This is a genomic window from Amycolatopsis sp. cmx-4-83 (genome assembly GCF_046548815.1).
GTDB classification, from domain to species: Bacteria; Actinomycetota; Actinomycetes; order Mycobacteriales; family Pseudonocardiaceae; genus Amycolatopsis; species Amycolatopsis pretoriensis_A.
Genome location: NZ_JAEBEF010000001.1, coordinates 558,803 through 571,660 on the forward strand (window position 1 = coordinate 558,803; position 12,858 = coordinate 571,660).

14 protein-coding genes are annotated in these 12,858 nt (G+C 71.5%); 12 read left to right on the forward strand and 2 right to left on the reverse strand.

Annotated elements, in window-relative coordinates:
• Positions 1 to 9 precede the first annotated feature (9 nt).
• The 4 genes from ACLJQM_RS02905 (at position 10) to ACLJQM_RS02920 (ending at position 3,878) form a co-directional block, all read left to right on the forward strand.
• The gene (locus ACLJQM_RS02905; protein ID WP_410630074.1) at positions 10 to 1,245 is read left to right on the forward strand and encodes a hypothetical protein; all 1,236 of its coding nucleotides are present in this window, start codon (positions 10 to 12) and stop codon (positions 1,243 to 1,245) included.
• Between the two features lie 131 nt (positions 1,246 to 1,376).
• Positions 1,377 to 1,973, forward strand: coding sequence for a response regulator transcription factor (locus tag ACLJQM_RS02910; protein WP_003073605.1), 597 nt, complete (start codon positions 1,377 to 1,379; stop codon positions 1,971 to 1,973).
• A gap of 396 nt (positions 1,974 to 2,369) precedes the next feature.
• Positions 2,370 to 2,942 carry a sigma-70 family RNA polymerase sigma factor gene (locus ACLJQM_RS02915; protein ID WP_026468912.1) on the forward strand — a complete coding sequence of 191 codons (573 nt, stop codon included), beginning with the start codon at positions 2,370 to 2,372 and terminating at the stop codon, positions 2,940 to 2,942.
• Positions 2,943 to 3,878, forward strand: a complete 936-nt coding sequence (locus tag ACLJQM_RS02920; protein ID WP_410630075.1) for an anti-sigma-D factor RsdA — start codon at positions 2,943 to 2,945, stop codon at positions 3,876 to 3,878.
• Positions 3,879 to 3,938: 60 nt separating this feature from the next.
• On the opposite strand, the gene ACLJQM_RS02925 is transcribed toward ACLJQM_RS02920, so the two are convergent.
• Complete coding sequence (locus tag ACLJQM_RS02925) at positions 3,939 to 4,334, reverse strand: DUF5319 domain-containing protein (RefSeq protein WP_086856224.1); 396 nt, start codon at positions 4,332 to 4,334, stop codon at positions 3,939 to 3,941.
• Positions 4,335 to 4,463: 129 nt separating this feature from the next.
• On the opposite strand from ACLJQM_RS02925, the gene guaB reads away from it, so the two are divergent.
• The 6 genes from guaB (at position 4,464) to ACLJQM_RS02955 (ending at position 9,545) form a co-directional block, all read left to right on the forward strand.
• Positions 4,464 to 5,972, forward strand: a complete 1,509-nt coding sequence (gene guaB / locus ACLJQM_RS02930; protein WP_247014983.1) for an IMP dehydrogenase — start codon at positions 4,464 to 4,466, stop codon at positions 5,970 to 5,972.
• A gap of 73 nt (positions 5,973 to 6,045) precedes the next feature.
• Positions 6,046 to 6,492: a DUF3574 domain-containing protein gene (locus tag ACLJQM_RS02935; protein ID WP_410630076.1), complete on the forward strand. Its 447-nt coding sequence runs from the start codon at positions 6,046 to 6,048 to the stop codon at positions 6,490 to 6,492.
• Between the two features lie 186 nt (positions 6,493 to 6,678).
• On the forward strand, positions 6,679 to 7,203 hold the full coding sequence (locus ACLJQM_RS02940; protein WP_247014979.1) for a hypothetical protein: 525 nt from the start codon (positions 6,679 to 6,681) through the stop codon (positions 7,201 to 7,203).
• 81 nt (positions 7,204 to 7,284) lie between these two features.
• Positions 7,285 to 8,418 carry a GuaB3 family IMP dehydrogenase-related protein gene (locus ACLJQM_RS02945; protein ID WP_247014977.1) on the forward strand — a complete coding sequence of 378 codons (1,134 nt, stop codon included), beginning with the start codon at positions 7,285 to 7,287 and terminating at the stop codon, positions 8,416 to 8,418.
• A 96-nt stretch (positions 8,419 to 8,514) separates the two neighbouring features.
• The gene (locus ACLJQM_RS02950) at positions 8,515 to 8,937 is read left to right on the forward strand and encodes a hypothetical protein (RefSeq protein ID WP_410630077.1); all 423 of its coding nucleotides are present in this window, start codon (positions 8,515 to 8,517) and stop codon (positions 8,935 to 8,937) included.
• A gap of 8 nt (positions 8,938 to 8,945) precedes the next feature.
• Entirely contained in the window at positions 8,946 to 9,545 is a 600-nt protein-coding gene (locus ACLJQM_RS02955; protein WP_410630078.1) for a DUF3558 domain-containing protein, read from the forward strand.
• Positions 9,546 to 9,635: 90 nt separating this feature from the next.
• On the opposite strand, the gene ACLJQM_RS02960 is transcribed toward ACLJQM_RS02955, so the two are convergent.
• A complete protein-coding gene (locus ACLJQM_RS02960) occupies positions 9,636 to 9,836 on the reverse strand; it encodes a DUF397 domain-containing protein (RefSeq protein ID WP_247014975.1) in 201 nt (66 codons plus the stop codon).
• Between the two features lie 166 nt (positions 9,837 to 10,002).
• Between ACLJQM_RS02960 and ACLJQM_RS02965 the strand changes: the two genes are divergently transcribed.
• Together ACLJQM_RS02965 and ACLJQM_RS02970 are read left to right on the forward strand one after the other, a co-directional pair.
• Complete coding sequence (locus ACLJQM_RS02965; RefSeq protein WP_360768335.1) at positions 10,003 to 11,712, forward strand: GMC family oxidoreductase; 1,710 nt, start codon at positions 10,003 to 10,005, stop codon at positions 11,710 to 11,712.
• Positions 11,713 to 12,138: 426 nt separating this feature from the next.
• Positions 12,139 to 12,849 (forward strand): maleylpyruvate isomerase family mycothiol-dependent enzyme, encoded by a 711-nt coding sequence (locus tag ACLJQM_RS02970; RefSeq protein ID WP_410630079.1) that lies wholly within the window; start codon positions 12,139 to 12,141, stop codon positions 12,847 to 12,849.
• Positions 12,850 to 12,858 lie beyond the last annotated feature (9 nt).

Genomic DNA, 12,858 nt, shown 5'->3' on the forward strand with positions numbered 1-12,858 from the left:
AAAGGACGGGTGCACGAACCCGCCCTCAGGGCCGCCGCGTTCGGGAGCGATCCGCTGCCCGATCCCGCCGTCCTGCGCGGCGCGGGCACCCCGCGGGAGCGGCTGCTCGCCGCCATCGTGCTCGGCGCCCAGGGCCGGTACGCGGCCGCCGCTGCCCTCCTGGAGCGGCTCCGGGGCGAAAGCGATCCGGTGACGGCGTCGCTCGCCGCCAGCACGCTCGCCTCGCACCGGCGGCAGCTGGGCGGGCACCGCCGGGCCCGCGCGCTCGACGGCGAGGCCTTCGCGAAGGTTGCCGCGCTCACCGGCGACCCTGATCCGAGCGGCCTCGACGCGGCCGGTGCGAGACCTGCCGCGCTCACCGGCGACCCGGACGACCTCGCCGCGGCCACCTCGCTCTCCGGCGCCTCCGACCGCGCCGGCTTCGTTGCGGCGGCCTCCCTCTCCGGCGACTCCGGCCCGGACAGCCTCGCCGCGGCCGCCTCGCTGACCGGCTCCTCCGACCCTGACGGCCTCGCTGCGGCCGCCTCCCTCTCTGGCGCCTCCGCCCCGGCCAGCCTTGACGCGACCGCCTCGTTGACCGGCGCCTCCGACCCTGACGGCCTCGCTGCGGCCGCCTCCCTCTCTGGCGCCTCCGCCCCGGCCAGCCTCGACCCGGACGCCTCCCTCTCCGGCGACCCCGGCCCCGGCGACCCCGACCCGGACGGCCTCGACGCCGCCGGTGCGAGGGCCGACGCGCTCCTCGGGCTCGCCGCCGACAACCTCGCCCTCGGCCGCCTCGCCGCCGCCCGCAGGCTCGCCGCGAGGGCCGCCGGACAGCGCGCCGGCTGGCGGGCGGGCGTGCGCGGGGGCTGGGTCGGTGCCGAGATCGAGCTCGCCGCAGGTCAGGGCGCTGCCGCCGTGCCGCACGCCGAGCGCGCATTCGAAACGGCGGTCGCGCGGGGGGCGCGGCGGCACGCGGTGAAATCCGGGATTGTGCTGGCTGTCGCCGTGTCGGCGGCCGGGTGTCCCGATCACCGGGAGATTTCGGACGGTCTTGTCGGAAATGCGATGGCGACCGCCGAGGAATGCGAACTGCTTTCACTTTTGTGGCCCGCAGCCCTCGTTGCGGCCGACCTGCGCCCAGGACACGCCGAGGAGTATCGATTCAGAGTGGCTCAGGTGTTGCACGCAGTGTTACGAAGCGCAGATCCTTGCGGGAGGAGGATCGCGGGGGAATCGCCATGGGTGCCCGACCCGGGTGGTTGAGCCGTCGGAATGGGGTGTTCCGGCATCCGGGCTAAGAAACTTCAAAAAAAGCCACCGGATCGTGTCAAGGTTCGGGCTAAAGCGTCCGATAGGGGAAGAGGAATGTCACCCGGCTGCAGGAAGGAAACCCCGTGACGACGGTCTTGATCTGCGATGACCGACGCAGTGTCCGTGAAGGGCTCACCCGAGTGATGTCCGCGGTCCCTGGGGTCAGTCGCATCGACTGCGTAGCGCACGGTGACGAGCTGCTGGCCCGGTACTCCCGTCAGCCCGTCGACGTCGTGCTGGTCGGAACGCAACGCGCGGTCCCGACAGGTGTCGAAGCCACCCGGCGGCTCGTCTCGGCCAACCCCCAGGCGAACGTCATCGTCTTCGGCGCCCCCGACGACGCGGGCAGCATCGCCGCCGCGATCGCCGGCGGCGCGCGCGGCTACCTCCGCTGGGATGCGTCCCGGCCGGAGCTGGTCGCCGCCCTCGCCCACACCCTCGCGAGCACTTCGGTGCCCGCGCCCCGTCAGCCGTCCGACCCGGGCGTCCAGCTGACCGAGCGCGAGCTCCAGGTGCTCCGGGGGATGAGCCAGGGCAAGAGCAACGGCCAGATCGGCCGCGAGCTGTACCTGTCCGAGGACACGGTGAAGACCCACGCCCGGCGGCTGTTCCGGAAGCTCGGTGTGCGCGACCGCGCGCAGGCCGTGGCCCACGGCTTCCGCCGCGGTCTGGTCAGCTGACCCGTCCCCGCGGCAGTTCTCCTCGATCCTGACACGGCCGGAACACAGGTGACGACGGGCCAGGGCGCACCGCCCTGGCCCGTACCTGCGTGGTCCCCATCACACTCCGGCGCCCCTTGAGGCAGCCGCCACGGCGGATCGACGCCGTGGCACCCGTCCCTCCGACGGATCTCGTACCCGTGGCCCCGCTCGCTCGTTGAATCGTCGGATCCGGCCGCGGGTCTGCAGGAAAATCCGTATTTTCGCGGCTCCGGCGAGTACGGCGCGCCGGGGAGCACCGCGCGCGTCGGTCCGGAGCGGGCCGACGGTACGGTAGCGGTCACCGGTTCGAGGCGGAGGCGACCACGGGCCGGGTTCTTTGCACACCTACACGTAACACTGGGACTGTTGTCTGCGATGGCCAATGTGGGGGATGGACTGGATGAACCGGTCGCCGCTGCTGTCGAGGGAGATCCCCAGGCAGTGGAGCGGCTGCTGGCTGCTATCCGTCCACTGGTAGTGCGGTATTGCCGCGCCCGGGTTGGCAGGCAGGAGCGATCGTTCGCTTCGGCGGACGACGTTGCGCAGGAGGTGTGTCTCGCGGTGCTAACGGCATTGCCCTCGTACCGCGACCAAGGCCGCCCGTTCCTGGCCTTCGTCTACGGGATCGCCCAGCACAAGGTGGCCGACGCGCACCGCGCGGCGGCGCGCAACCGGGCCGAGCCGGTGGCCGAGATCCCCGACGAAGTCGAAGGCGGGGTCGGCCCCGAGCAGCGGGCGCTGCAAGGTGAACTGAACGAGCGGATGTCCCAGTTGTTGCAGGTGCTGCCGGACAAGCAGCGGGAGATCGTGGTGCTTCGCGTGGTTGTCGGACTGTCGGCGGAGGAGACCGCGGACGCGGTCGGCTCCACTCCCGGCGCCGTCCGCGTCGCCCAGCACCGCGCCCTCGCGCGGCTGAGAAAGGTCCTGGCCGCGGAGGAGGTGATCTGAGTGACCGGTCATGACAGAGGTTTCCAGCCGGACGACGTCTTCGGTAGTGGCTTGTCGGCTTCGGAGGCGGAATTCGCCGCCGACCTGTCAGCCGTGCAAACCGATGACGCGCTGCTCGACGCGCTCGGCGGGTCCGACCCGGCGCTGGCCGACGGCCTCGGCGACCAGGAGCTCAACGCGTTGCTGGTGGCGTGGCGAAGAGACATCGACAGCGAGCCGCTGGCCGAGCTCGTCGACGTCGACACCGCCGTGCGCACCGTCAGCACCGCCGCTCTCGCGAAGCGGCACGCCTCGAGCGGACGCCGCCGCAGGCTGCTCGTCCCCATCGCCGTCGCCGCCGCCGTGCTGGCGATCGCGTTCACCGGGACCGGGCTGGCCGCGCGCTCCGCGGAACCGGGCGACACCCTGTGGGGCCTCGCGAAGGTCCTGTACTCCGACCACACCCGCTCGGTCGAGGCCGCCGCGAACGCGAAGCTCGACCTCGAGAAGGCGAACCTGGCCATCGCCGGCGGCAACCTCGACGCCGCGCGCGAGGCCCTCGACGCCGCCCAGGCCGCCTTGTCGCAGGTCAGCGACGAAGACAACCGCGACCAGCTGATGGAACAGCACCGGCAGCTCGCCGCGCAGCTGCAGAACCCCGAGGCCCCGGTCCAGGGCCCGATCCAGACCTCGGTGCCGTCGGTGCCGCCCGGCGCGTCGTCGACGCAGGTGCCGCCGGCGGGCTCGGCGACGTCGATCCCGGGCAGCGGCAGCGGCACCACCAGCCTGCCCGGCAGCGGGACGCCGACCCCGACGCCCCCGCCGCCGACCAGCGAGACCCCGACCCCGACGCCCACCCCGCCGCCGACCACCACCGGCGCGACGGGGAACGACCCGGGCACGCCGCGCAGCGAGTCCGCCGGCGGGCAGTCCCAGAGCGTCGGCGAAGGCCAGTAGGACGTACGAAAAAGCCCTGGTGAGCAATCTCACCAGGGCTTTTTCGTGGGTCAGGGGCGCTCAGTACGCGCTTTCGTTGGCCGTCACGCCGTCGGCGAAGCCCCGGCAGTAGTCCCAGCTCACGTAGTCGCCGGGGTTCGGGTCGTAGGCCGGCTCGTGCGGGCGCATCCGCCCGTCGGCCAGCAGCTGCTCGAGGCTGGCCCGCAGCAGGTGCCAGTCGTGGTAGTGCGGTTCGTCGCATTCACCGCAGTCCACGACGATCCCGCGGACTCCGCGGGGTTCGAGCAGGGCCTGGTAGACGGCCAGATCCGAAAGGTCGGCCAGCAGTTCGGTGCGTTCGGAATCGCTGATCGGCTCGTCCAGCCGGTCCTCGTCGTCACCGAAGGCGCGGGCCGGGTCGTCCGGGTCGTCCGCGAACGGGTCTGGGGGCAGGACATCGTGCGCCACGGCCTGCACGGTACCCGGCGGTCACGACGGCTCGCCCACCGCCCGGGGCGGGCACGGCGCCCGGATACCATGAGGAGAAGGCTCCGAGTCGCCACAGCGACCCCGCTCATCCCGCGCCAGGAAGGCCCTTCACCCGCTATGACCAGCGACGGCACCACCCCCGTTCCGGCCAAGTTCGCCATGCTCGGCCTGACCTTCGACGACGTGCTGCTGCTGCCCGCCGAATCGGACGTCGTCCCCAGTGCCGTCGACACCAGCTCCCGGCTGAGCCGGAACATCACCCTCGGCGTCCCGCTGGTGTCCGCGGCGATGGACACCGTCACCGAGGCCCGGATGGCGATCGCCATGGCCCGCCAGGGCGGCATCGGCATCCTCCAGCGCAACCTGCCGATCGACGCGCAGGCCGCCGCGGTCGAGGTCGTCAAGCGCTCCGAGGCGGGCATGGTCACCGACCCGGTCACCTGTTCGCCGGACGCGACGCTGGCCGAGGTCGACGCCCTGTGCGCGAAGTTCCGCATCTCCGGCGTGCCGGTGACGGACGCGGCCGGCGCGCTGGTGGGCATCATCACCAACCGCGACATGCGGTTCGAGGTCGACCACAGCCGCCCGGTGTCCGAGGTGATGACGAAGCCGCCGCTGGTCACGGCGCAGGTCGGGGTCTCGGCGGACGCGGCGCTCGGGCTGCTGCGCCGCCACAAGATCGAGAAGCTGCCGATCGTCGACGGCGCGGGCAAGCTGCGCGGCCTGATCACGGTCAAGGACTTCGTGAAGACCGAGCAGTACCCGAAGGCGACGAAGGACCCGGACGGCCGGCTCATCGTCGGCGCCGCGGTCGGCGTCGGCGTGGACGGGCACCAGCGCGCGATGGCGCTGGCCGACGCGGGCGTCGACGTGCTGATGGTGGACACCGCGCACGGGCACTCCCGCTCGGTCGTCGAGACCGTCGCGCTGCTGAAGAAGGAGCTGGGCGACTCGGTCGACATCGTCGGCGGCAACGTCGCGACGCGGGCGGGCGCGCAGGCGCTGGTCGACGCGGGCTCGGACGGCATCAAGGTCGGCGTCGGCCCGGGCTCCATCTGCACCACCCGGATCGTGGCGGGCGTCGGCGTGCCGCAGATCTCGGCCATCTACGAAGCCGACCTGGCCGCGCGCCCGGCGGGCATCCCGGTCATCGGCGACGGCGGCATCCAGTACTCGGGCGACATCGCGAAGGCCATCGCGGCCGGCGCGTCCACGGTGATGCTGGGCAGCCTGCTCGCCGGCACCGCCGAGTCGCCCGGCGACCTGATCCTGGTCGGCGGCAAGCAGTTCAAGGTCTACCGCGGCATGGGCTCGCTGGGCGCGATGCAGTCGCGTGGCCAGGGCAAGTCCTACTCGAAGGACCGCTACGCCCAGGACGACGTGCTCAACGAGGACAAGCTGGTCCCGGAGGGCATCGAAGGCCGGATCCCGTTCCGCGGGCCGCTGGCGAACGTCGTGCACCAGCTGGTCGGCGGCCTGCGCGCGGGCATGGGCTACGCCGGTGCCGAGACGATCGCGCAGCTGCAGGACGCGCAGCTCGTGCGGATCACCGCGGCCGGGCTCAAGGAGAGCCACCCGCACGACATCACCATGACGGTCGAGGCGCCGAACTACACGACCCGCTAGTCCGCCCTTCCGGGCATTCCCCCCGATCGCCGCGGCCGGGAGACTCGGCCGCGGCGACCGAGGAGGGGAGCGCATGGCGATGCCACGACGGACTCTGGTGACGGCGGTGGCGGCGGCGCTCGTCGGGCTGGGCGGCGGCATCACGGCGTCCGCCGCCGACACCCCGGCCGCGCCCGCCCAGGTGCAGTCGCCGGGGGAGCTCTGGAAGCGCACCGAGCTGTTCTTCGGCACCGGCAAGCCGGACGGCACCGAGGTGACCGACAAGGAGTTCGCCGCGTTCTCCGACCGGGAGATCACCCCGGCGTTCCCGGACGGCTTCACCCGCCTCGACGGCAGTGGCCAGTGGCGCGGCGGGTCCGGCGCGATCGTGCGCGAGCACACGCACGTGATCGTGCTGCTGTACCCGTTCGCCGATCGTGCGGCCGAACGGGAGATCGAAGGGATCCGCGCCGACTACCGGAAGCAGTTCCGGCAGGAATCCGTACTGCGTTCGGACTCCGTGGAGCAGGTCTCCGTTTGAGTTGTCGATGCGGCCAAAAGCAGGCCGCCTCCCGCGCGGCGCGCAACCCGCTGCTACGGGCTCTATGGGCCGATTCGGCCGTGACTGTGGTCGGATTGACAACTGATGGCGCAGCACCGTGACCTAGCGTGCTTACGGTAATCGGCCTATCGCCTTGCGTGGTGCTCGTGGTGTGCACTGTGGGGCATGACGGTCGGCCGCTTGACGCGGGTGCTGCGCACGGTGTTCTTCACGGCCGTCGCCCTGGTGTCGCTGTTCCTCGGCGGCATCGTCTGCCTGATGTGCCAGGTGCTGGCCGGTCGTGACGCGCCGACCGACCGCGTCGAGGGGTACATCGTGTCCCACGAGCGGGGCGCGCTCCCGGTCGGCGGGGAGGGCGGGATCAGCCACACGCTCTCGATCGTCGCCGGCGGGCGGGCGTACCGCGTCACCGCCGTTGACCCCGGCCTCGACCTGCCGGCCGGGCAGACGGTGGCGCTCGACGTCTCCACGGCGGACGGCGGCATCGCCTACCTGCACGCGGGCGGCGGGGTGGTCGACCTGCGCCAGGGCGTCGTCCGGCCGGTCCTGCTGATCGCCGCGGCCCTGCTCGCCCTGGGTGCGGTGTACTTCGGCGCGGTCCGGCTCAACGTCTACCCACCGGTGGCGACGTGGCTGGCCCTCGCGCTGGGGGCGGTGCTGGCGCCGATCGCCGTCTTCGTCCGGGTGTAGTGCCACCCCCGTGCGCAGGTCACCCACGCGGACTAGCGACAATGGGGCACGGCAGATTGTCGTCGTCGGAGGAGGCTTCACGTGCGGGACCTGGTCGAGATCGGGATGGGCCGCACCGCGCGGCGGGCGTATGACCTCGACGACGTCGAGATCGTGCCGTCACGGCGGACCCGGTCGTCTTCGGTGGTGTCCACCTCCTGGCAGATCGACGCCTACCGCTTCGACCTGCCGCTCGTCACGCACCCGACGGACGCGATCGTCTCGCCCGGCACCGCGGTCGCCGTCGGCGAGCTGGGCGGCCTCGGCGTGCTGAACGCCGAGGGCCTCTGGGCGCGGCACGCGAACGTCGAGGAAGCCATCTTCCAGCTGGTCCGCGCGGCCGAGGACCTCGAGGACCCGACCGCGGTCGGCCGCGTGCTGCAGGAGCTGCACGCCGCCCCGGTCCGGCTCGACCTGCTGAGCGAGGCCATCAAGACGGTCCGCGAATCCGGCGTCACGGTGGCCGCGCGCGTCAGCCCGCAGCACGCCGCCGAGCTGACCCCGGACCTCATTGCGGCGGGCGTCGAGATCCTGGTCGTGCAGGGCACGATCATCTCGGCCGAGCACGTCCAGCGCGACGCGGAGCCGCTGAACCTCAAGGAGTTCATCGGCCGCCTCGACGTCCCGGTGATCGCGGGCGGCGTCAGCGACTACCGCACGGCGATGCACCTGATGCGCACGGGCGCGGCCGGCGTCATCGTCGGCCACGGCTACACCCCGGGCGTCACCAGCACCGACCGCGTCCTCGGCATCGGCGTCCCGATGGCCACGGCGATCATCGACGCGGCGGCCGCCCGCCGCGACTACCTCGACGAGACGGGCGGCCGCTACGTCCATGTCCTGGCCGACGGCGGCATGACGACGTCAGGCGACATCGCGAAGGCCATCGCGTGCGGCGCGGACGCCGTGATGCTGGGCTCACCGCTGGCCGCGGCTTCGGACGCACCCGGGCAGGGCCTGTACTGGACGGCGGCGGCCGCGCACCCGTCCCTGCCGCGTTCGCGTGTGGCGGCGGGGCCGGATTACGCGGTCGACCTGAAGACCCTGCTGTTCGGCCCGTCGTCCGACGCGGAGGGCGTGGTGAACCTGTTCGGGGCGCTGCGCCGGGCGATGGCGAAGACGGGCTACTCGGACCTGAAGGAATTCCAGCGGGTGGGCCTCACCGTCCGTCGCTGAGGGTGATGCGGGCGGGAACCTTGCTAGTGTTCGTCGCGTCGGACAGCGCAGAGTGTCTGCGGTGGCGCAGAGCGTAGCCAGGGGAGGGCGACGGCGATGGTGCCCGATGCACAAACGCCCGCATACGACCCGAGCCGGACGTGGTCGATGCCGGGGCCGAACGGTGTTCCAGCAGCGGGCTCGTACGGCGAGCCGGCCGGCGGGAGTTCCGGGTTTGCTTACGACGCGGCGACGCTGAGGGAGCTGGCCAAGGACTGGGACGACATGGCCGACGAGTTCAGGGAAGACCGCAGGAAGGCGAACTACCTCGCCGCTGCGCAGGGACCGGGGCTGGAGTACGCCAGCCAAGGCAACGCCGAGCGGGTGCGAGCGTCCGGCGAAGCGTTGCTGGAGACATTGGCCGCGCGCGAGAAGCACTGCCGGGCGATGGCGGCCAAGTTCCGTGCAGCGTTGGGTGAGTACGCCGCTGCCGAGGACGCGCACCGGACCGAGGTCAACGAGTCCAAGGGCAGTCTGTGATGCGCCGCATGATCGTTCCGCTGAGCTTCGCGTCGCTGGTCCTGGGGGCTTGTGGCACCACCAACGGAGGGACCCCGGTTCCGGTTTCGTCGCTGCCGGCTGTTTCGTCTCCGTCGGTGGACGAGGTACCCGGGCCAGGGGTGCCGAAGGTGACGACCCCCATCGACCTCACGAGGCTCGAGCAGGCGCCGTGCGATGCGTTGACGCCGGCCCAGGTTGCCGGGCTGCTCGGCGCGGAGGTGGAGACGAAGCCTGAACCGGATGCCGACGTGGGGCCGGTGTGCAACTGGGAGGCGCCCGGCCGGGCCGGTGTCGGCATCATTTTCGGCAAGCTGGACAAGCGCGGTCTGACCAGGGTGTATGCCGCGAAGGGCAAGACTTATCCCTTCGTGGAGCCGCTCGAGCCCGTCGACGGCTACCCGCTGGCCGCTTACGACGGCATCGGGGACCGGCGGGCCGAGGGGGAGTGCACGGTCGCGGTCGGGACGAGTGACACGCAGGCCATCGACATCAGCGTCAACCAGTCGGAGAAGAACATCGGTAAGAGCGATCCGTGCGAGGCCGCGCGTCAGGTCACGGCGATGGTCCTCGGGAACGCACGCACCTGACCCGCTCGAGGCCGCGTTCGACCACGCCACCCACCTCGGGGCGGCGTGGTCGTCTCTCCTGGTTGCTACGCGGACTTCAAGGAGCCGGCCTCACCGTCCGTCGGTGAGGTGGTCGAGGAACGCGGTGAACGCTCTCGCCGAGTACACGAGCACCGGGCGGGCGGCCATTGCCGCCTGCTTGGTGTCCCGCACACCGACCACACCCGGGCCGGTGCCCACCTCGACGCAGGCGTTCTCCTCGAAGTGGCTGTGGCTCGACTTGCGCCAACCGGTGAGCTTTCGTGGGCTCATCGTGGTGCCTCCTGGGATCGTGTCCCGCTCGGCGGTGAATCGCCGACGTGGACATCGAGCACTCTGATAAGTACCCACCCGCGGCGCTCATGTAAGCGTCCAGAAGAGTGACTGGCGAGTAACTTACCTCTGGTCAGAACTGGGACCCCGGGTTACGCTCCCAGGTGTGACTGCCAGTAACACCACCACCAGTGCGGGTGGCCCCGACTACGACGTCGTCGTGGTGGGGTCGGGGTTCGGCGGCAGCGTCGCGGCGCTGCGGCTCACCGAGAAGGGCTACCGGGTAGCCGTCGTCGAGGCCGGGCGGAGGTTCGCCGACGACGAGTTCGCCAAGACGTCGTGGGACCTCAAGCGCTACCTCTGGGCGCCGCAGGTCGGCTGCTACGGGATCCAGCGCATCCACATGCTCAACGACGTCATGGTGCTCGCGGGCGCCGGCGTCGGGGGCGGGTCGCTCGTCTACGCGAACACGCTGTACCGGCCGCTCAAGCCGTTCTACCGCGACCGGCAGTGGTCCCACATCACCGACTGGGAGGCCGAGCTCGCGCCGCACTACGACCAGGCGAGCCGGATGCTGGGCGTCGTCACGAACCCGACGATCACGCCGTCGGACGTCGTGATGCGCGACGTCGCCAAGGACATGGGCGTCGGCGATTCGTTCCACCCGACGCCGGTCGGGGTGTACTTCGGCAAGCCGGGGGAGCGCGCCAAGGACCCGTACTTCGGCGGCGCCGGACCCGAGCGCGTCGGCTGCACCGAGTGCGGCTCGTGCATGACCGGCTGCCGCGTCGGGGCGAAGAACACGCTGGTCAAGAACTACCTGTACCTCGCCGAGCAGGACGGCGCGCAGGTCATCCCGCTGACGACAGTGACGTCCGTGCGCCCGGTCGAGGGCGGCTACGAGGTCGACCTGAAGAAGACCGGGACGACGTCGAAGCGGTTCCGGACGACGATCACGGCCGAGAAGGTCGTCTTCGCGGCGGGTACCTGGGGCACGCAGAACCTGCTGCACAAGATGAAGGACACCGGCACGCTGCCGAAGCTCTCGCGCCGGCTCGGCGAGCTGACCCGGACGAACTCCGAGGCCATCATCGGCGCCGCCCGGACCGACGTCGACGAGAGCCGGAACTTCAGCCGCGGGGTCGCGATCACGTCGTCGATCCACCCGGACGAAAACACCCACATCGAGCCGGTCCGCTACGGCAAGGGCAGCAACGCGATGAGCCTGCTGCAGACGATCGCCACGGACGGCGCTTCGCCGGTGCCGCGCTGGCGGCAGGCCGTGAGCTTCATGGTCAAGCACCCGTTCCAGACGGCGAAGCTGCTCAACGGCTACCGCTGGTCCGAGCGCACGGTGATCCTGCTGGTGATGCAGAGCCTGGACAACTCGATCACGACGTACACGCGCCGCGGGCTGTTCGGCCGCCGCAAGTACACGTCGAAGCAGGGCCACGGCGAGCCGAACCCGAGCTTCATCCCGGCCGGCCACGAGGCCAACGAGCGCACGGCGGGCCACATCGGCGGCATCGCGGGCGGCACGTGGGGCGAGATCTTCGACATCCCCCTGACGGCCCACTTCATCGGTGGCGTCCCGATCGGCGCGACCCCCGACGAGGGCGTCATCGACCCGTACCACCGGGTCTTCGGCTACCCGGGCCTGTCGGTGGTCGACGGCGCGGCGATCACGGCCAACCTCGGCGTGAACCCGTCCCTGACGATCACGGCGCAGGCGGAGCGGGCGTTCTCGTTCTGGCCGAACAAGGGCGAGGCGGACGCCCGGCCCCCGCAGGACGCGGCTTACGCCCGGCTGGAGCCGGTGGCCCCGAAGAACCCGGCGGTGCCCGCGGACGCCCCGGCGGCCCTGCGGCGGAGTTAGCTGATCGTGCCTACAACCTGCCCGTGACCGAGAACACCGGCAGCTGTTCGGGCTGGGTGACCCGATGGCATCCACCGTCAGGCGAAACCTGCAGCTCAGGCAGCAGATCTTGTTCACGCCACAGGACATGGCATCGCTCGGAAGTGGCTCGCGTTGAACGGCTACAGTCCTTCGGGTCGACCTCGGAAGCGCCTCGGCGCGATCCGCTGGGGCCTTCGAAAGCCACGTGGCGCCCGAAGATCCTCGACGCGCAAGCGGAGGAAGACATCGCCCCGAGCGGGACGCGCTGCAGGAAGTGCAGCAGCACACACAGGCTTCTGGTGGTGATCAGCCTGTTCTGCACACCAGGTGCGGGGCCGGCTCCGCACCGCCGCAGTATCGCATTCGGCGGCGTCACCGATCGGTTTGCCTCCTAGACTCGGGGCCGTGACGACGGCATCGGAGAAGGCGCACGCGCTCCTCGAAGGAGTGCGCACACTCGACGACGAATGGGCCCGGGCCATCGGTGGCCTCGGCGAGCCCGAGCTGCGCGCACCCAGTGCGCTGCCCGGCTGGTCGCGGGCGCACGTGCTCGCCCACCTCGCCCGCAACGCCGACGGCCTCAAGAACCTGCTGAGCTGGGCGGACACCGGGGTCGAGACGCCGATGTACGCCAGCGTCGAAGCCCGGGAAGCCGACATCGAGGCCAGTTCCCAGCACTCCGCCGCCGAGATCCTGGCCGACTTCGTCGCCTCCGCCGGGCGGTTCGAGCAGTACGCCGCGGGCATGCCGGACGACGCCTGGGCGCGTGAGGCCCGCAACCGGCAGGGGGCGCCGGTCACCGGGGCCGTCGTCGCGCGGATGCGGTTGTCCGAGCTGACCATCCACCTCGCCGACCTCGACCGTGGGTACGACCTCGATCGCGTGCTCGGGCTGCTCGGCCCGCTCACCGAAGACGTCGTGCAGCACGCCATCAGCTCCCGCAGCGCGCACCTGCCCGCGTTGCGCCTGGTCGCCGACGGCTTCGAATGGACCATGGGTGCCACTCCCGGCGCGACCGTCACCGGGACCGGCGGGCAGCTGCTGGCCTGGCTCAGCGGGCGCTCCGACGGGTCGGCGCTCGACGGCGCCGTGCCGCGGATCCCCGCCTGGTCCTGACCGCCACCG

What these genes read in the sequence shown, in the direction of transcription:
- ACLJQM_RS02915 (WP_026468912.1), top strand. Translation starts at nt 2,370, where the DNA reads ATGGCCAATGTGGGGGATGGACTGGATGAACCGGTCGCCGCTGCTGTC.
- guaB (WP_247014983.1), top strand. Translation starts at nt 4,464, where the DNA reads ATGACCAGCGACGGCACCACCCCCGTTCCGGCCAAGTTCGCCATGCTC.
- ACLJQM_RS02935 (WP_410630076.1), top strand. Translation starts at nt 6,046, where the DNA reads ATGGCGATGCCACGACGGACTCTGGTGACGGCGGTGGCGGCGGCGCTC.
- ACLJQM_RS02940 (WP_247014979.1), top strand. Translation starts at nt 6,679, where the DNA reads ATGACGGTCGGCCGCTTGACGCGGGTGCTGCGCACGGTGTTCTTCACG.
- ACLJQM_RS02950 (WP_410630077.1), top strand. Translation starts at nt 8,515, where the DNA reads ATGGTGCCCGATGCACAAACGCCCGCATACGACCCGAGCCGGACGTGG.
- ACLJQM_RS02955 (WP_410630078.1), top strand. Translation starts at nt 8,946, where the DNA reads ATGATCGTTCCGCTGAGCTTCGCGTCGCTGGTCCTGGGGGCTTGTGGC.
- ACLJQM_RS02960 (WP_247014975.1), bottom strand. Translation starts at nt 9,836, where the DNA reads ATGAGCCCACGAAAGCTCACCGGTTGGCGCAAGTCGAGCCACAGCCAC.